The 19087-nt window shown below is 53.2% G+C and carries 17 protein-coding genes; 13 read left to right on the plus strand and 4 right to left on the minus strand.

The window, feature by feature from the left end; genetic code table 11:
* Window positions 1-40: 40 nt before the first annotated feature.
* Together BS29_RS08015 and trxB are read left to right on the plus strand one after the other, a co-directional pair.
* The gene (locus BS29_RS08015; RefSeq protein ID WP_229956664.1) at window positions 41-835 is read left to right on the plus strand and encodes a hypothetical protein; all 795 of its coding nucleotides are present in this window, start codon (window positions 41-43) and stop codon (window positions 833-835) included.
* Window positions 836-1423: 588 nt separating this feature from the next.
* A complete protein-coding gene (gene trxB / locus BS29_RS08020) occupies window positions 1424-2389 on the plus strand; it encodes a thioredoxin-disulfide reductase (protein ID WP_229956665.1) in 966 nt (321 codons plus the stop codon).
* Here trxB and BS29_RS08025 read toward each other — a convergent pair whose 3' ends face one another.
* Genes BS29_RS08025 through BS29_RS08040 form a run of 4 tightly spaced genes read right to left on the minus strand, consistent with a single transcriptional unit; the run spans window position 2390 to window position 5250 of the window.
* Entirely contained in the window at window positions 2390-3211 is an 822-nt protein-coding gene (locus tag BS29_RS08025; protein ID WP_229956666.1) for a hydrolase 1, exosortase A system-associated, read from the minus strand.
* Complete coding sequence (locus BS29_RS08030; RefSeq protein WP_229956667.1) at window positions 3208-3918, minus strand: alpha/beta hydrolase family protein; 711 nt, start codon at window positions 3916-3918, stop codon at window positions 3208-3210. Before BS29_RS08030 ends, BS29_RS08025 begins: the two co-directional genes overlap by 4 nt.
* Window positions 3915-4187, minus strand: coding sequence for an acyl carrier protein (locus BS29_RS08035; protein WP_229956668.1), 273 nt, complete (start codon window positions 4185-4187; stop codon window positions 3915-3917). The genes BS29_RS08030 and BS29_RS08035 overlap by 4 nt, the downstream gene beginning before the upstream one ends.
* A gap of 43 nt (window positions 4188-4230) precedes the next feature.
* Window positions 4231-5250 (minus strand): GNAT family N-acetyltransferase, encoded by a 1020-nt coding sequence (locus tag BS29_RS08040; protein ID WP_229956669.1) that lies wholly within the window; start codon window positions 5248-5250, stop codon window positions 4231-4233.
* Between the two features lie 122 nt (window positions 5251-5372).
* On the opposite strand from BS29_RS08040, the gene BS29_RS08045 reads away from it, so the two are divergent.
* The 11 genes from BS29_RS08045 to xrtA all read left to right on the plus strand — a co-directional run bounded on the left by BS29_RS08045 (window position 5373) and on the right by xrtA (window position 19084).
* Window positions 5373-6845 carry an acyl-CoA ligase (AMP-forming), exosortase A system-associated gene (locus BS29_RS08045; RefSeq protein ID WP_229956830.1) on the plus strand — a complete coding sequence of 491 codons (1473 nt, stop codon included), beginning with the start codon at window positions 5373-5375 and terminating at the stop codon, window positions 6843-6845.
* Window positions 6842-8077: a pyridoxal-dependent decarboxylase, exosortase A system-associated gene (locus BS29_RS08050; RefSeq protein ID WP_229956670.1), complete on the plus strand. Its 1236-nt coding sequence runs from the start codon at window positions 6842-6844 to the stop codon at window positions 8075-8077. Before BS29_RS08045 ends, BS29_RS08050 begins: the two co-directional genes overlap by 4 nt.
* 172 nt (window positions 8078-8249) lie before the next feature.
* Window positions 8250-8906: an XrtA/PEP-CTERM system exopolysaccharide export protein gene (locus BS29_RS08055; protein WP_229956671.1), complete on the plus strand. Its 657-nt coding sequence runs from the start codon at window positions 8250-8252 to the stop codon at window positions 8904-8906.
* A 39-nt stretch (window positions 8907-8945) separates the two neighbouring features.
* Window positions 8946-10496: an XrtA system polysaccharide chain length determinant gene (locus BS29_RS08060; protein WP_229956672.1), complete on the plus strand. Its 1551-nt coding sequence runs from the start codon at window positions 8946-8948 to the stop codon at window positions 10494-10496.
* A 9-nt stretch (window positions 10497-10505) separates the two neighbouring features.
* Complete coding sequence (locus tag BS29_RS08065) at window positions 10506-11423, plus strand: AAA family ATPase (RefSeq protein WP_229956673.1); 918 nt, start codon at window positions 10506-10508, stop codon at window positions 11421-11423.
* A gap of 2 nt (window positions 11424-11425) precedes the next feature.
* Window positions 11426-13045, plus strand: a complete 1620-nt coding sequence (locus tag BS29_RS08070; RefSeq protein WP_229956674.1) for a porin family protein — start codon at window positions 11426-11428, stop codon at window positions 13043-13045.
* A gap of 35 nt (window positions 13046-13080) precedes the next feature.
* Complete coding sequence (locus BS29_RS08075) at window positions 13081-14367, plus strand: XrtA/PEP-CTERM system-associated ATPase (protein ID WP_229956675.1); 1287 nt, start codon at window positions 13081-13083, stop codon at window positions 14365-14367.
* Window positions 14348-15244: an XrtA system polysaccharide deacetylase gene (locus BS29_RS08080; protein WP_407673781.1), complete on the plus strand. Its 897-nt coding sequence runs from the start codon at window positions 14348-14350 to the stop codon at window positions 15242-15244. Before BS29_RS08075 ends, BS29_RS08080 begins: the two co-directional genes overlap by 20 nt.
* Window positions 15241-16314 (plus strand): FemAB family XrtA/PEP-CTERM system-associated protein, encoded by a 1074-nt coding sequence (locus BS29_RS08085; protein WP_229956677.1) that lies wholly within the window; start codon window positions 15241-15243, stop codon window positions 16312-16314. The genes BS29_RS08080 and BS29_RS08085 overlap by 4 nt, the downstream gene beginning before the upstream one ends.
* Window positions 16248-17537 (plus strand): TIGR03087 family PEP-CTERM/XrtA system glycosyltransferase, encoded by a 1290-nt coding sequence (locus BS29_RS08090; protein WP_229956678.1) that lies wholly within the window; start codon window positions 16248-16250, stop codon window positions 17535-17537. The genes BS29_RS08085 and BS29_RS08090 overlap by 67 nt, the downstream gene beginning before the upstream one ends.
* The gene (xrtA, locus tag BS29_RS08095) at window positions 17534-19084 is read left to right on the plus strand and encodes an exosortase A (RefSeq protein WP_229956679.1); all 1551 of its coding nucleotides are present in this window, start codon (window positions 17534-17536) and stop codon (window positions 19082-19084) included. Before BS29_RS08090 ends, xrtA begins: the two co-directional genes overlap by 4 nt.
* Window positions 19085-19087: the final 3 nt, after the last annotated feature.

A 19087-nucleotide genomic window follows, 5' to 3' on the forward strand; every position in this document is an offset into this window, starting at 1 on the left:
GTTATATCCATGCTTTTCTCCCTCAACAAAGGAAAGCGCTATGACCGATCAACCTTCACGCGATGACTTCACCGATATCCCTGCCACCGATGATCTGGCCCATCCCAGGGCGCGCCATGATGGCTGGTCGCCGGATAAGCAGGTGGTGTTTCTGGAAGCTCTGGCGCGCACGGGTAATGTAAGGGCAGCGGCGCGCTATGCCGGGCTGTCTCGGGAGAGCGCCTATAAGCTGAGGCGCAGACCGGATGCGCGGGCCTTTGCCCGGGCGTGGGATGCGGCGATTATCCATGCGCGGGATATTTTTCAGGATGAGCTGATGGACAAGGGGCTGAATGGCTGGCGCGAAGCGGTCTGGCATCAGGGCGAGGAAGTGGGCACGCGCGAACGCTGGAGCGCGCCCTTGTTTTTGGCAGCGCTGTCCCGGCTCGACAGGATGGCCGACGGGATTGATCTGGCCGGCAAGCCGGCGCGGGTGGCGGCAGAGAAGTTTGATGATCTGCTCGACGGTATCGGCAAAGGTGAGGATTGTGCAGAGCTGGTCGAAGAGATTGACGCATCAGGCCAGACGGCGAGTGAGAAAGCCCGCACGGATGGCGACGGCTTGACCAATGCCCAGCTGATGAACGCCCTGCGCCTGCAGCACGGTCGTGAACAGATCGAGGCGATGGCGCCGGAGGATATAGACGTGTCTGACCTTGATCTGGCCGATTGCGAAGAGTGGGATGAGCTTGACTGGGAGCGGGCTGATCGCAGCGGGTTTTTGGAGCGCAGCGGTTTTTATGACGAGGAAGAGGGTGAGCAGGCCGTGGAGAAAGAGGTGGTGAGAACTGTGTGAACTTTGGGGAGGGGAATGAGGAGTCTTTATTGATGCCCTCAGGCGCCGGGCGCGGGCATCCGCCCGCTTGGCTATCGCGCCAATAAGGCGCGGCGCGCAGTCGCGCTTGCCTCCGCTTCGCGTCGGTCCGGTGCCTAACTTGAGGTGACACACTGATCTCCTCTCCCCTTGAGGGAGAGGACAGTGAAGCTTGCGGCCCTGGGCTTGTCCAGGGGCGCTAGCGAAACTTGGAGAGGGGTGGGCGGGGATTTTTTATTGAACCTCAGGCGCCGGGCGGGCACATCCGTGCCCTTGGCTACGCGCCATAAGGCGCGGCGGCCAGTCGGCCTTGCCTCGCTGCGCTCGGACGATGCTCTGTGACGTTGCGTAGAAGGTCGCGCTGATCCGACGCGAAGCGGAGGCAAGCGCGACCGCGCGCCCGAGCTTATGCGAGGATAGCCAAGCGGGCGGATGCCCGCGCCCGGCGCTTGAGGTTTAATAAACAAGAAAGCTCCATTTTACTCGCCAACAGTGATTCTTCTCGCTTCACCACTTGCCGAGTGCGGTCTTGCATCCTTATGTGGAACGAAACGAATCTAGGATGGAAATATGACCGAAATACATCGTACCAAAATGCTGATCCTGGGCTCTGGCCCTGCTGGCCTGAGCGCTGCCATTTATGGCGCACGCGCTGGGTTGGAGCCAATTGTTGTCCAGGGGCTGCAGCCGGGGGGACAGTTGACGATTACGACTGATGTCGAAAACTATCCCGGTTTCCGCGATGTTGTGCAGGGTCCATGGCTGATGGAAGAAATGCAGGCGCAGGCGGACAAAGTCGGCACACGTACCATGTTTGACACAATTGTTGATGTTGATATCTCGCAGCGCCCGTTCCGTATGACGGGTGATGGCGGGACGGTCTATGAAGGGGATACGCTGGTTATTGCCACGGGTGCGCAGGCCAAATGGCTGGGCGTGGAAGGTGAGCAGGAGCTTGGCGGCAAAGGCGTATCGGCTTGTGCAACCTGTGACGGGTTTTTCTATCGCGGCAAGAAAGTGGTCGTCATTGGCGGCGGCAATACGGCGGTTGAAGAAGCTCTCTACATGACCAATCACAGCGATGACGTGACGTTGATCCATCGCCGGGACAGCCTGCGCGCGGAGAAGATTTTGCAGGACCGGCTATTTACCAATCCGAAAATCACCGTTTTGTGGAACAAGACAGTGGAGAAATTCGTTGGCGGCGGTGATCCTGAAGGTCTGGTTGGTGTGGACTTGGTCGACACGCAGACCGGCGAGAAAAGCCACTTGCCAACCGATGGCGCTTTTGTTGCTATTGGCCATGCGCCAGCCACCGAGATTTTCAAGGATCATCTCGATTTGATCGATGGCGGCTATATTGAAGTAAAACCCGGTACGCCAAAAACAAAGATTCCCGGCCTGTTTGCCTGCGGTGACGTCATGGATCATGTCTATCGCCAAGCGGTGACGGCGGCAGGGACCGGTTGCATGGCGGCTCTGGATGCGGAGCGTTTTCTGGCGTCGGAAGAGTTTGAACTGCTCGCAGCCGAATAGTCAGGCGTTTTTCAAGGCCTCCAGAAGGTGGTTCTCCAGCCATCTTCTGGAGGTTTCATCCGCAAAGCTGTGAGACGCGCTGTCCAGCTTTTCGATCACAATATGCGACGAAGATCGCGCGCCGGCAAAATCTTTGCTTTCCCATGCCGCGACGAAAGCCCGGGCGGTGGTATCACGACTGGCCAGCAATATTTGGGTAGGTTTTTTCAGTCGAGCAAGGCTTTCGCTTAGTCGGATGGCGAGGCCTTTATTGTCTTGTTTTTGAGTCGCTTGCCGCAGCCCCTTGGCAAGTTTTCTCAAGTCTATCTTTCCGGTGATCAGATCGATTATCGATTGGGGGTTTTTCAATCGGGCCCAATAGCGGGACCGTATCGCCGATGGCGGCGGAGCAGCAGGGCTTTCGGCCGATCCACCATTGTCTTCGATAACCCACGGGTTGGCGAGGATCAATTGATCAACGGCGATCCGGTGATTGAACAATGCCAATGCGGTTGCGGCATCGCAGTTACCGAAAGCAACAATCTTGGTCAGACCGGGGTGTAATGTGCGGAAATATTCGGTCGCCGCCGCAATGTCGGCGCATGATTCCAAAAAGCCCTGATTGATTCCGCTGCTATCTCCAATGCCCCGGCGATCATAGCGAAAGACGGGAAAGCCCTGATCCGCAATATGGTTTGCCAGCCGGGCCATACCAGCATGGGCGCCAGCTTTGACTTCATTGCCGCCGCTGACGATGAGTAAACCGATCGGTTTTGTGCCTTGGTCCAGCGTACCAGCCAGCAAGGCATCCTCGCATGAAAACTGATGAAAAGACCGGGTCATGCTGACATCCACGAGGTCAGATCTGTTGCTATGGCGCCGGATAGCAACAGATCATCACCTGGCTCAGCGCGCAACCACAAGGCCGAACCTGAGAGGCGGATATCTGCGGCCTTGGTGTCATTTTCCAGTTGTGCCGTCCGCACTGCGCTGGATGACGGAGGCAGGGCGTTTTCCAAGTCTGAGAAGAGGGCAGTGCCGATAGTGTTACCCGCCAGATTGACTTGGCTTTCTGCCGCCTCGGTGGTCAGCTGTGCCATAGTGGTGGCCATCCCTGCTTCTTTGTCGGACGCTATCCGGGTGCGCATCATGGTTCGCAGGAGCGTCAGGCCTTTGACGGGCGATAACCGCCATTTTGCCACGTTGTCGGTAAAGTCGTCGACCAAACATCCACCACGAAAAGAGGCAATCTTATATGGTTCGGCCAATGTCTTGGAACAAGCATTCAGGGCGTTCCGCCAGATTGCCAAACTGGTCTGATCTTGCGGGAAAACGCTTTCATTCGTACCGGGCAAGTCAGGCAAGATACTGCCAATGGCCCGTTCGTCGAGCAGGCGCATTACATCGACCAGCATGCGCCGCATCCGATTCATTTCATCGAAAAGCGGCGGAATGATCAATATGGTTTTGGAGTGAACGGCGCCCGCTCGCAGGCAAAGCTCATCATTTCCGTTAAACTGGTAACTCGAATATTCGAGCGATAAACTCACTCAGCTGCTTTCATCTCGGTAAAAGCGACCAGATTGCCGAAAGTTTCGAACAGCTCGCCATCAACCTCGTCATCCTCGATCATGATATCAAGGCGATCTTCCAGCTCGGTAAGAAGCCCTGCAACAGCCATGCTGTCCAGTTCCGGTAGAGCACCAAAAAGCTCGGTTTCTGCTTTAAAAGCAGCAACCTGGGCCTCGTCCAGGCCCAATATGTCCTGCATGACTGCGCGGACAGCAGCTTCTGGCGTCAATTCGGTATTTTCCGACATCAATAAACCCCCGACTCCGGATAACCGCGCTTCCCTAAAGGGATCAGCGCTTTCCCACAAGAGCTGACATCTGGTAACGCAGGATAGGCAGCCACGATAGCGGGTTATTGGGCCAATACATGGTGAGACGATAGCGGGTACGGACATCTTCCATCCATTCGCGTTTGTAAGGATCATTGCCGGTGCCAAAATCGATCAAATTTACGCGATCAACATCAATGACATGTTGAAACATGGCAGCTGAAAGCAAAGTACCGGGTGATGATTTGGTCGCATCGGCAACATGCGCAAGCTTGTGAATCAGGGCTTCGCCATTTTCGACCGTCCAAAACTGCGCCGCAACGGGTTGGCCGTCGATATAGGCAAGGCCAAGCCGCAAACATCCAGCCGCCGCTTCCTGTTTGGCGATACTTTTCAGGAAGTCGGGGCTACCTTCCTCGGGTTTCCAGCTTTTGCTGTATACGTCGCAATAATCTGCCCAATGTTCTTCAGAAAACTCGGTTTCAACGCGAATGGAAACGATATTCTTTTTGGCTTTCCGGCGCACCGTGCTGCGCAGCTGGCCCGGCCGCTCCGCCCAATATTGGTCAAATGTGCGGCCGTTCACGACAAGGATATGATTATCATCCGCCTTGGATTTGAAAACCACCCAACCAGCTTGTTCAAAGGCGCGTTCGGTCAAACTGGCTACGCTATCTTCTTCTGGAACGGGCGCAATTTCAATATGATGTGAGAAGGATCTGAGCATTTTTGCGACACTTGCAAGCAACGCCAGCTTGTTGACTTCATCAAGTGCACCGACGAAAATCGGCCGATAGGTAAAATTATACCAATTTGCGAGAGCAGTGTAGTTCCCGAACCGCTTTTTCATCAGGAACATCCAGGCTTGCGCATCTTTTTCGGTGCTACGAACGATCAACGGCTGATTGTCGGATAAGCATAGCTCATGCAGTTGTTTCAGCCAGTCCATACGGTCGAACAGCGACTTTTGACCGCTACGGCCAAGCATTTCACCAGCTTCGGCTTGCGCAGACTGGAAATTATCGTGATATTCACTGTTCATAGCTATCGTTATATCTGTCACAATTTTCTACTTTTTCCCATAGGCGCAAGCATTTGACTACTGAACACACAGATCACGCGTTCCCATTGGACCGACTTGCCGTTGGAAAAGATCCCGACGCCATGGCGTTGGTCACGCGTACGGGCTCTCTTAGCTACAAGATGTTAAATCATCGTGTGGGCCTGTTGGCGCGTTGGCTGTTGGATCAAGATTTTGAAAAAGGTGACCGAGTGGCGACATGGCTGCCGAAGACGGAATTGGCCTGTATCATGCCGCTTGCCGCTGTTCGTGCCGGGCTAGTGCATGTTCCTGTTAATCCGATCCTGAAGCCAGCCCAAGTGAAACATATCATCGCAGATAGCGGGGCTAAACTGCTGATAACCAATGCGGGTCGGATAAGGTCTTTGATTGACATGCCCGTCGACAAGAGTTGCATTGTTTGGGATGATAGTGCGGTTTCAAGTGATACGGACGATATCACTGATCCGGTAGGTGCTGGCGAGATCTCGGACGATATCGAGGCATTAGCGGCCATATTATATACCAGCGGATCAACCGGGCGACCGAAAGGCGTCATGTTGACCAATACTAATCTCAGCCTTGGTGCCGTTAGTGTCGCTCAATATTTGAAGCTGAAACCGGATGACCACACGTTATGCGTTTTGCCGCTGAGTTTCGACTATGGCCAGAATCAATTGCTTTCGACCTGGTTCGCCGGTGGTTGTGCCTATCCACTGGATTATCTGACACCACGGGATGTCATCAAAGCGTGCGCACGCGAAGCTATTACAACATTGGCTGCTGTCCCGCCGCTTTGGGTGCAATTGGTGGATCAGGATTGGTCTGACGATGCTGTTAGATCTATGCGACGGCTAACCAATAGCGGTGGTGCCTTGACGCCAACGCTGGTGAAGCAGCTACGGGAAATTTTCGGGGGAAAAACTGATATCTACGCGATGTATGGCCTGACAGAGGCTTTTCGATCGACCTATCTGGATCCTGCGCTGATTGACGACAATCCAACCAGCATGGGAACCGCTATACCCTTTGCCGAAATCATGGTGGTCGGTGCGGGTGGCGAAATAGCAGCGGTTGGACAAGAAGGAGAGCTCGTCCATGCCGGGCCGCTTGTCGCACAAGGATATTGGCAGGACGAAACCCGTACTGCCGAACGGTTCAAGCCCGCTCCAGCAGCGTCCCATTATGGCGGAACGGCAGTATGGTCGGGTGATACGGTGCGGCGGGAAAGCGATGGACTGCTCTATTTTGTGGGGCGGACCGACAATATGATCAAAAGCTCCGGTAACCGGATCAGTCCGACAGAGGTTGAAGAAGTGGCCGTTGAATCAGGACTTGTTGCCGAAGCCGTCGCGGTTGGTGTTCCGGACGAACGGTTGGGACATGCGATTTGTCTTTATGTTCGGCCCGCTACGTGGGAAGAAACCGGCGTCTTGGAAAAAGATTTGGGCACCTATTTGAAACGGAATTTACCGAATTTTATGCACCCGCGCGATATTGTTGTGATGCAGGAATTTCCCAAAAACCCGAACGGCAAATTGGATCGTAACGCATTGGCAAAGGCTGGGAATATATGAGCAAGGTTAAGCCCATCGGCCCGATTCCCGACGGCTATGAAGGCCGCGATGGAGAGCTTGTTGTTGGCGGTTTGTCAGCCAGCGAGCTGGTCGCTCGACACGGATCGCCACTTTTTGTCTACTCGAAAGGCCTTTTGACGAAGCGGATCGACGCTTTGCGCGCAAACATGCCGGAACAATTGCATATTCATTATGCGATGAAGGCCAATCCCTTTGGGCCTTTGCTTTCGCATATGATTGGCCTTGTCGATGGCATCGACATTGCTTCGGGTGGTGAATTGAAAATGGCTTTGGAGGCGGGCGCAGATGCGGGCCATATTAGTTTTGCTGGCCCCGGTAAGCGGGATGATGAACTGCGACAGGCCATAAAGGCTGGCGTGACGATCAACATCGAATCACCCAGCGAATGCGATCGGGCGCTGGATATCGGATCGCGAGAGGGGATCAAACCACGTCTTGCGGTTCGCGTTAATCCGGATTTCGATCTGAAGGGCTCTGGTATGAAAATGGGTGGTGGCGCCAAGCCATTTGGCATGGACACTGATCTGGTGGCGCCCACCGTGCAGAAGATAATCGCGGCGAATGCCCATTGGCGGGGCTTTCATATTTTTGCTGGTTCGCAAGCTCTGAAAGCTGATGCCATTATCGAAACCCAGGCACAAACTATCGCGTTGGCTGCACGACTTGCGGAGGAAATTGGCCATAGTCCGGAACATGTCAATTTGGGCGGCGGCTTTGGCATAGCCTATTTCCCCGGCGATCAGCCTTTGGATATCAAGGAAATCGGAACCGCCCTGAAGCATCAGTTATCTAAGCTGCCTGCGATTTTATCGCATACGCAATTCGCATTGGAACTTGGCCGCTATCTTGTAGGAGAGGCGGGGATCTATCTCACTCGGATTGTCGACCGGAAGCAGAGCCAGGGTGAAACGTTCCTGGTCACCGATGGCGGCCTGCATCATCAACTTGCCGCGAGCGGGAATTTCGGAACGGTGATCCGTCGGAACTATCCAGTGGCAATTGCCAATCGCTACGGTAAACCGGCGGAAGAGGTTGTATCCATTGTCGGTTGCCTCTGTACCCCGCTCGATCTGTTGAGCGATCGTGCGGAAATGCCGGCTGCACAAGTTGGTGATATTGTCGCGATATTTTGTGCCGGCGCTTATGGTGCAACGGCTAGTCCGGCAAACTTTCTAGGGCAGGGGGCTGCTGACGAACTCCTGGTTGATTAGAGCAGCGGGACTCTACAGTCCCGGCAAAACTGCGAAATATTAACCCTAATTTCTGTCAATCCTAACGCTATCTTCACTATTTTCTCGCATAGCCTTCGCAAGACTAAGCGTGATTGGCCGATTTCCGTGCGGAATCGGTGGATCGGCAATTGCTGTTTGCGAGGATATGAAAATGACTGCTGCGTTCAAAAAGAAGAAGCTACCGAAATATCTAATGGGTGCCGGTTTGGCTTCCCTGGCGGTTGCCGGATGTTCGTCTACCTCTTCTGGCCCTCAGTTACCGCCTGCATCTTTTGTGTCGATGCAGGAAGGACCGGGCGAGGAATATGTTATTGGGCCTCTGGATGAGCTGACCATCTTCGTTTGGCGGAACCCTGAATTGGGTGCCAAAGTTCAGGTGCGTCCGGATGGTCGAATCACGACACCTCTGATCACTGACATGCCTGCTGTCGGCAAAACGCCTGCTATGTTGGCTGAAGACCTGAAACTGCAGCTGTCGGAATATATTAACGAGCCAATTGTTTCGGTCATTGTGAACAATTTCTCCGGTACATTCTCGCAGCAAATCCGTGTTGTTGGTGCGACCGAAAAACCGGCTTCGATACCATATCGTGCCAATATGACCCTGCTCGATGCGATGATTGCCGTTGGCGGTCTATCCGAATTTGCATCCGGCAATAAAGCACGCCTGGTTCGCTATAATCGCGGAACCGGAAAGCAGCAGGAATATGCTCTGCGTATCGCCGATTTGCTCGATCGCGGACAGACAAAAGCCAATGTCATGCTGCGTCCCGGCGATGTGATCATCATCCCCAAGAGCATGTTTTAATCCGCCTCGAAGCAGAACCTATAGGGATCGAAAAGACCAATGAACGGCCTTTATGATGAAATAAGAATTGCGTTGCACAGCGTCTGGAACAGACGTTGGCTGGCATTGGCTGTCGCCTGGGGTATTTGTCTTTTGGGCTGGCTGGTCGTGGCGCTGATTCCGAACAGCTATGAATCCAAGGCTCGTGTATTTGTCGAGATGCAATCGATCCTGTCTGACAAGGTCGGTATCGAATCCCGCGATCGTAAGAGGAATATGGACCGGGTTCAGGAGACTCTGGCATCTACCATCAATCTCGAAAAGGTTGTGCGCGGCACGGATCTAAACCTTTCAGTTGCGAGTGATCGTGAGCTGGCTGGCAAAGTTGAGATGCTGCGCAAGAATATCGAGATCAAGTCTGAGAAGGACAATCTCTTCGAAATCACCGCGACAGCTTCGGCAGGCAACTTGTCAGATGCCGAGAACGCCATTCTATCACGTGAAATCGTCCAGAAGATGATCGATATTTTCGTCGAAGAAAACCTCTCCGGAGATCGTGACGAGACAACGCAGACGCTGAAATTTCTGGATGCACAGCTCTCCACTCGGGAAAAAGCTTTGCAGGAAGCCGAACAAAAAAGGGTGCAGTTCGAAACTGAAAATCTTGGCCTTTTGCCAGGCGTAGGATCCGTCAGCCAGCGTATTGAAGCATCTCGTGCTGAGCTCAGACAGATCGAATCGCAACTGGCTTCGGCTGCCAGTTCACTGGCTGCTTTAAACGGTCAACTATCCGGGACGCCGCCGACAATTGCGACACCGGGTTTTGGGGGAGCGAGTTCTGGCGGAGGAGCACGCGGCCAACTCGCACAAGTGCAAGGTCGATTGGCTTCAGCTCGAGCGCGAGGATGGACAGACAGTCATCCGGACATCGTTGCAATGAAAAGTGAAATCGCTGCCTTGCGCAGTCAGATCGCGTCTCAGCCCAAAGGATCTGGTTCTTCAGGTTATCGAACCCCTAATCCAGCCTATAGCTCGCTCCAGAGCATGAGAGCCGAGCGCCAGGCATCGGTTGCAGCGTTGCAGGCGCGGAAAAATGCGATTCAAGCAGATTTAACACAACTTGCTTCGAAGCAGTCGCTTGAGCCGGGCATCGCTGCGGAAATGGCCCGGATTAACCGCGATTACGATGTGTTGAAAAACCAATATGACAAGTTGCTGCAAGATCGTGAACAAATCAAATTACGCGGCCAGGTGGAATCTGAAACGGACTCGGTAAAATTCAAAGTCATCGATCCGCCATCCAGCCCAAGGTCACCAGCGGCACCAAATCGACCTTTATTGCTTGCCATGGTGCTGTTTGTTGGTCTTGGCGGCGGCGTGGGAGCGGCATTTGCCATGGGGCAATTGCAGACCAGCTATCCAACGTCTGCGCGGCTTGAAAAGGCAAGTGGATTGCCGGTCATCGGATCGGTTTCGCAAATAGTGACCAGCAGCCAGAGGGCGATAAGGCAAAAGAAAATGCGGCTATTTTACAGCGCAAGCGGTGCGCTGGTGGGTGTCTTTGCACTGTTGATGGTCGTCGAATTTATCCAGCGCGGCATGGTGGCCTGAGGAAAGACAATGAACAAATATAATCCTCTTAGCAAATCCAGTTCACTACTTGAACGCGCGGCGCAAGTTTATGACTATATGCCAGCGAAGACTGGTGGTCCGGTAAAGGATATTGGGCCAGAATTGCTGCCACCTGAATCTGATGCCCGGCAAGTTGTGCCGTCTAAGTCTCAACGTGCTCCCGCTTATGATGGCCCACGCGTTATCGTCGATCGGGAAAAGCTGCTGGAAGCAGGGTTTGTCGTTCCTGATGGCCCTGTGACTGGCATTTCAGAAGAATTTCGTATCATTAAGCGTCAGTTGCTCATGGCTGCCAAAGGCACTGCCAAGCAGCCGCAGCTGCCACATGGTGAGCGCATCTTGATCTGTTCGGCACATCCGAATGAAGGCAAGACCTTTTGTGCGTTGAACCTGGCTTTGTCGATTGCGGCTGAGAAAGATAATGAGGTGCTGCTTGTCGATGCTGACTTCGCCAAGCCCAGCATCCTCTCCAGCCTTGGTCTTGAGGGCAGCAAGGGTCTGATGGATGCGTTGGCTGATCCAGAGCTGTCCGTCGAAGATTGCATCATTCATACCGATATTGCTGGGCTGGCGATACTGCCCGCAGGTGAGCAGACCAATGCTGACACCGAATATCTAGCTTCATCGCGGACCCAAGAGGTGTTGGGCCGGTTGACCCAAAACAATCCGAACCGGATCGTTATTTTTGATTCGCCACCTGCATTGTCGGCTTCGCCAGCATCTGTGCTTGCGACCCATGTCGGACAAGTGGTGATGATCGTGAAAGCTGACGAAACAACGGAAACAGCCTTGCGCGATGCGCTGAGCCTGATGGCTGGCTGTGACAATATCCAATTGCTCCTCAATGGCACGAAATTCTCGCCAACGGGACGAAGCTTTGGATCCTATTACGGATATGGAGAGTAACCGTGGCCGAGAGTAAGCGTATGAATGTGTCCAAAGCGGCATTGGTTTTGATACCGATCGCTGCTGCTGTGCAGCCGGTGCAAGCCAAGGATCGGAATGTAGAAGTCACGCCTTATCTGGAAGTGCAGCAGGTTTTGGTTGCGGATCTGAAGAACGGCTCGGATGTATTGACCTATACGACCGTGGCCGCTGGTGTGGATTCATCGATACAAACGCGCCGGGCAGAAGCACAGGTAAACCTGCGCTACGAACGTCGCTTTTTCTATCAGGACAATATCGGTGATGACGATATTCTGAGCGGCCTTGCGCGCGGTAGTGTTCAGGTTGTGCCAAATGTCTTGTCCATTGAAGCGGGCGGCATTGCAACGCGCAGCCGGATTGATCTTCGGGGCGAAGCGCCATCGAATACGGTGGGCGATATTGACAATGTGACACAGGTCTATTCGGTTTATGCTGGGCCCTCACTGTCAACGAACATTGGTGCGTTGGATGTTAACGCCAATTATCGGGTCGGCTATACCAAGGTAGAAAGCGAAGATACCGGTATTTTGCCTTCGGGCCAGTTACCTATTGATATTTTTGACGACAGCGTAAGCCATTCAGCTAGCGCGAGCGTCGGGATGAGGCCAGGGGACTTGCCCTTTGGCTGGTCGGTCAGTGGCGGCTATGAGCGTGAAGATGCCGGTCAGCTTGATCAGCGGTTTGAGGGCAAATATGCACGCGCAGACGTAACAGTTCCGGTGTCGCCAACCGTCGCTCTGGTTGGCGGTGTAGGCTATGAAGATATTGAGATTTCGGAACGCGATGCGGTTCGGGATGTGAATGGCGACCCCGTCATCGATGAAGATGGTCGACTGGTTACAGACGAGACGTCTCCGCGTCTATTGTCTTACGATCAGGACGGTCTGATCTGGGATGCAGGCGTGTTGTGGCGCCCAAGCCGACGGACATCGCTCGAAGCCCGTATTGGTCGCCGCTATGGCAGCACGACATATGCCGGCAGCCTTGGTTATCAGCCAAATGAGAACACGTCCTTGAACGTATCAGTTTATGACACCGTGTCGGGTTTTGGCAATTTGCTAAACGACAATCTGTCATCTCTGGGCACTAGCTTTACCAGCAGCCGCAATCCTTTGAGCGGAGAGCTGAACGGCTGTGCTTTCGGTCAAACCAGCAGTCTTTGCTTCAACGATGCCTTGCAATCAGCCGCATCATCATCTTTCCGTGCACGGGGTGTAAATGCGCAGCTGGCTTATGGGTATAATGGCTGGAACATGGGGGTAGCCGCCGGTTACTCGCGCCGCCGCTTCTTTGCCTCGCAAATAGGCGGTCTTGCCGGTGTCGATGGCCTGGTCGATCAAAATTATTATGCCAATCTTTCCATCGGACGACAGCTTGATGCGCGGTCGGGCTTTAACACCAATGTCTATGCCAATTTGCTGGATAGCGGTTTTGTCGGGGCGCCCAACGTACTCGCGCTGGGTGCGAATGCGGCCTATTATCGTCAGATCATCCCAGGGCTAACGGGAACAGCAGCCGTGGGGCTCGATAGCTTCCAGCAAGACGGCTTTGACAGCGAGCTCACGGCATCAGCTTTGCTTGGCCTGCAATATGAATTTTAACAAGATCACCGCAAGCGTAGGTGGGAGAAACCAGTATGTATGAAGAATTTTATGGATTGAAAAGTCGGCCGTTCCAGCTGACCCCGGATCCGCATTATTATTTCGAGAGCCTGACTCATCGAAAGGCATTGTCCTATCTTGGCTATGGCTTGGCTCAAGGCGAAGGTTTCATTGTTATTACTGGCGATGTTGGTGCTGGTAAGACGACATTGGTTAGTCACTTGATGGCAACCATTGATCGCGAACGCCTTACCGCTGCCAATATCGTTACGACGGCACTCGACAGCAAAGACATTGTCCGGGTTGCTGCCGACAATTTTGATATCGACACCGAGAATATGGACAAAGCGCAATTGCTCAGCGCTTTCGAAGAATTCTTGCACAGTGAGGCACGCGCTGGGCGGCGGTGTTTGCTGATCGTTGATGAATCTCAAAATCTGCCAACCGGCGCTTTGGAAGAGCTGCGGATGCTCTCCAATTTCCAATTGGGCGGCCAGGCATTGCTTCAGATCTTCTTGCTCGGCCAACCAGAATTCCGTGACACGCTGCAGAAGTCTGATCGGCTGGAACAATTGCGTCAGCGGGTCATCGCTCATCACCATCTTGAGCCGATGGAAGCCCATGAGATTGAGCCTTACATCACGCACAGGCTGTCCAAAAGCGGCTGGTCGGGGCGTCCGAAAATCACATCCGATGTATTTGCTTTGCTATTTGGCGAAACCGGCGGTGTACCGCGCAAGATCAATACATTGATGAGCCGTGTCTTACTAATGGGTGCGGTGGAGCATGCTGAGTTGATTGACCAACCTTTGGTTGGCCGTGTTTTGGCTGATTTGAATGGCGAAGAAGTCGACATCGCGGAACCGGAACTGGAACCGGAAATCGATCTTTCCAAAGCAAAAAGCCCCTTATGGGAGAAGCCTGCGCGCTCTGCCAAAAAAGAAGCGGATCCCGAGCAGCTAGCGGATCCTGCTGTTCCCGAGCCTGTTGCCGTGGAAAACTCCACGCCGATAGCTGCAGAAGCGGTTCAGTCTGAACATGAAGTTGTGCCACTCAGAAGTGTTGATCTGGTTGCAGAGCCAGTTTCAACGGAACCCGAACCGGACCCCGAACAGATAGCGCAGCCGGTTGCTGCCGAGCCGGTTATGGATGATGCTATCACTTCACGATTGGATAGTATCGCCGAACAACTGTCCGGGATTGAATCCCGTATGGACGGTCAGGAAGAAAGTCTGCACCGTGTTCTGACGATGCTTGTGGATTGGGTTGAAAGCGATATCCAAAGCAAGGAAAGCCATGTCTATGCAGGACGCGCAGCCTGAGCAGATAGACAAGGCGAGAAAAGCGAATGCTTTGCTCAATGCCATGTCGGTCGACATTGAGGACTGGTTTCAGGTAGGTGCCTTTGAAACGGTCATTAGTCGTGCCGATTGGGATAGCTTGGAACATCGGGTCGAAACCAACAGCAATGCTGTACTTGATCTGTTCGATGAAATGGGAATCAAGGCGACTTTTTTCACGCTGGCATGGGTGGCGGAGCGCTATCCCAAACTGATGCAACGTATCGTGTTGGAGGGGCATGAGGTTGCCAGCCATGGTTATGATCATGCGCGCGTATTCACGTTAACTCCGGATCAGTTTCGCGAAGATCTGGAGCATAGTCGCAAGATTTTGGAAGACAGCACGGGGCATCCGATAGTCGGTTATCGTGCGCCGAGCTTTTCGATAGACCATCGCACACCCTGGGCGCACGAGATTTTGGCGGAACAGGGTTATCGTTACTCCTCAAGCGTCGCTCCTATCAAGCATGATCATTATGGCTGGGCAGGGTCACCGCGCTTTGCGTGGAGACCGGTTGCTGGGTCGGATTTGATCGAATTGCCGGTGACCACTGTGGAGATAGGCAATCATATATTGGCGGCCGGTGGTGGCGGATTTTTCAGACTGCTGCCTTACATGCTCTATGACCGGGCCATCCGCAAAATGCAGAAAGATGACGGTCGCGGTGCGATATTCTACTTTCATCCATGGGAGATAGATCCGGAGCAACCTCGGGTTAAGGAGGCTCCACTCAAATCAAAACTGCGCCACTACACCAAGCTCAAAGCCATGCGGTCCAAATTGGTCAGAGCGGGTAAAGACCACAGATGGGGCAGAATGGATGAACTGGCAGCGCTGGAAGGGCAGCTATTGCCATGAACATGCCTTTCTCGCCTGAGACATTTTTTGTTCGCATATTGAATCAAGACGATCCGAACGAGTTCGCACGGATTGATATGTTCGTTGGTTCTCATGATCAGGGGACGGCTTTTCATCGTCCGGCTTGGGTGACCAGCGTTTCAAAGGCTTGTGGCCATGATTGGTGTTATTTGATGGCGGAAAATGCAGAAGGGGAACTACAGGCGATTTTACCCCTTTCGCTTATTCATTCAGCGCTATTCGGGCGGGCGCTGGTTTCATCCGGATTCGCAGTTGGCGGCGGTATATTGAGTGTGACCGATCAAGCCACTCAGATGCTTACCGACGCGGTATGGAGTTTCGCGGAAACTTATAGCTTTCCCAGCGTTGAATTGCGGGGAGGTCCAGTTGCGGATGACAAATGGCAAAAGAAGCATGGCGTCTATGCTGGCTTTGTGACCGATCTGGCTCAGGATGATGAAAGCCAATTGCTATCTATTCCCCGGAAACAACGGGCTGAGGTGCGAAAAGGTTTGAAGAACGATTTGGAGGTCCGGGTTGGATCAAATCGGCAAGATCTTTCGGATCATTATGACGTCTATGCGGAGAGTGTTCATAATTTGGGAACGCCTGTATTCCCGAAAGCACTTTTTGAATCAGTGATTGACGCTTTTGGCGCCGATGCAGATATTCTCACCGTTTCTAATAGCGGCAAACCAGTAGCGAGCGTGTTGAGCCTATATCACAAGGGGACAGTCCTGCCTTATTGGGGCGGCGGTACCTTCGATGCGCGGCGGCTCCGCGCCAATGATGTGATGTATTATGCGCTTATGAACCATGCGCGCAAACGGGGTTGTGAGCGGTTTGATTTTGGTCGCTCCAAAATCGGAACTGGCGCTTATGCCTTCAAGAAGAACTGGGGCTTTGAACCAGAACCATTGTCCTATGCCATTCGGACGGCAGATGGCGAAGAAGCTCGTGATGTTAATCCGATGAGCCCCAAATATCGATTGCAAGTTTTCCTATGGCAAAAGCTTCCATTGTCTTTGGCCAACCGTCTGGGACCGATAATCGCCAAAGGGCTTGGCTGATGGGGGATATATTGTTCCTGACTCACCGTGTGCCCTGGCCGCCAAATCGGGGAGATAAGATCCGCGCGCATCATATATTGCGCAAACTCATGCAATATGCCCCGGTACATCTGGCTTGCTTTGCTGATGACGAAAAAGAAACAATAGAAGACAGCGTGGTGAAAACCGGTCTGGCCTCCGTGGAAATTGTCAGACGAACCAAGTCTAATATGCAGGCAGGGATAGAAGCCATAATTTCGGGTAAGCCAGTCTCGCTAACATCGTTCGATAGTGACAAAATCCGAAAATATGTGACCGATACAATCAAGACGTACAACATTGATTGTATTTTCGTCTTCTCCGGTCAGATGGCACAATATATTCCCGCAAATTTTTCCGGTCGAGTGATCATGGACTTTGCCGATGTCGATAGCGCCAAATTTGAAAGCTATGCTGATGAAGGCGCTGGCCCGATGGCCTGGGTTAATCGGCGCGAGGGCAAGATGCTCGGCGCTTTTGAAAGACAGGTTGCCGAACGGGCTGACTATTCCCTTTTCGTGAGCCAAGCAGAAGCGCAACTGTTTCGGCAGCGCTCGGGACTTGATGATCAGAAGGTAAAAGCCGTTGGTAATGGAATCGATCTCGATTTCTATGATCCGAACAAAGCAATTGCCACTGAACTGGAAAGTGGAGGCCCGCTGATCATCTTTACCGGACAGATGGACTATCGTCCCAATATCGAAGCGGTTATCAGTTTTTCAAAAGAAGTGATGCCAGATATCCTGAAACAACATCCTGACGCAAAGTTTGCGATTGTGGGGCGCGCACCGACGGCAGATGTTGCTCGGCTGGATGGACAATATGGTACGATAGTCATTGGCAGTGTGGACGATATCCGTTGCTGGTTGAAGGCTGCCGATATTGTTGTTGCACCATTGCGTATCGCAAGGGGCATCCAGAATAAGGTGCTCGAAGCTATGGCCATGGGCAAAGCTGTGGTGGCTTCATCCGCGGCAGCGCAGGGCATAGAAGCGGTAGATGGGCATCATTTCCAAGTTGCCGCCAGTCCCGCCGAAGAAGCGAAACGCGTATGCGAACTTTTATCCGATCCACAAAACGCCAAAACTTTGGGCGATAATGCGGCCGCGCTGATACGTGAGACCTACAGTTGGGATCATCGCCTTGCGGATATAGCGTGCCTTTGTGGTCTTGATGAACCGGAACGGCTTGAGGCCGCGGAATGACCAGCGCTGTGATTGACCAATCTTCTGATGCTTCACCCGATAAGGTGAGTGCTTCACAATGGGTGAAGCATTTGCGTTTGTTGGGCCTGGCTGTTGCCGTCATAATCACCCTGTTCTGGAAAGATGGACTGGCGATGCTCGATGCCTGGTGGAACGTATCCACCTATAATCATTGCCTTCTTATCGCACCGATTATTTTCTGGCTGGTGCTGCAGCGGCGGGACGAGCTGGTGAAAATAACACCAGCTATATGGGCGCCTGGACTGTTGTGGATAGGTGCCGCTTCCGTAGGCTGGCTGCTCGGCGAAGCAGCAGGCGTTTCCTTCGCACGTCAACTGGGACTGGTGATGATGCTGCAGGGGGTGGTAATCACATTGCTTGGCCCCAAGGTTGTGCGTGGATTGATTTTTCCGTTGTTCTACAGCTTCTTTCTGGTGCCATTTGGCGAAGAGTTTGTTCCCTTCCTGCAGACTATCACGGCAAAAATGTCGATGCTTTTCCTCGGCTGGGCTGACATTCCTGCCTTTATCGATGGGGTCTTTATATCCACGCCCACGGGCTACTTCGAAGTGGCCGAAGCCTGCTCGGGCGTGAAGTTTCTGATTGCGATGATCGCCTATGGAGCATTGGTCAGCAATCTCTGTTTCCAGAATTGGCAACGGCGTACACTGTTCATGGTCGCGGCGGTGGCTGTGCCGATAATCGCCAACGGTATTCGCGCTTTTGGCACGATCTATATCGCACATCATACGACGACGGATTTTGCTACGGGTTTTGATCATATCTTTTACGGTTGGTTTTTCTTTGCGTTTGTATTGGTATTGGTGATGGCCGTCGGTTGGCCATTTTTTGATCGTAAGATCGACGAACCAATGATCGATGGAGATGCGATTGAAAGAGCCGCTTTGCGCCCATCGAAACTGTCCTCTAAGGCGGCACTAATCACCGCGGCTTTGATTATCGCGACACCTGTGATTTGGACTTCGGCCTTGTCTGCCGGGAGCTCTCCTGTTCCGGAAAAAATTGCTTTGCCAAATGTGACAGGCTGGGAGCAGGTTGACTATCGTCCACGATTTGACTGGCGGCCGCGATTTGATGGTGCCAATCACCAATTGCTTGGCCGCTATCGCCAGGTGTCGAGCGGTGCTGAGGTCGATCTCGCCATAGCGGTCTATGACCGACAAGAAGATGGCCGCGAAATTGTTGGCTATGGACAGGGCGCGTTTGATCCCGGGACGGATTGGTCATGGAGCCGTAACCTTGCTGCCCCTCTATCGGGCAAGGCGGTACAGATAACCGCACCGGGCCCGGTGGTGCGGGATGTGCAGTCCTTCTACCGTGTCGGCAATATATTGACTGGCAGCGGATCGGCGGTGAAGCTTGAAACGCTGAAGGCCAAGTTGCTTGGTGGTAACCAGCAAGCCGTGGCGATCTTGATATCGGCTGAGAATTTGGACGAAGAGGGTCCGGCGATCGCCATGACTGAATTTCGCAACGCGCTCGGACCGCTTGATAAATTGGCTGACGAAATGGCAGGTCTGCGCTAGGGC

Origin of the sequence: Parasphingorhabdus litoris DSM 22379, from assembly GCF_020906275.1 — a bacterium.
Taxonomy (GTDB): Bacteria; Pseudomonadota; Alphaproteobacteria; order Sphingomonadales; family Sphingomonadaceae; genus Parasphingorhabdus; species Parasphingorhabdus litoris.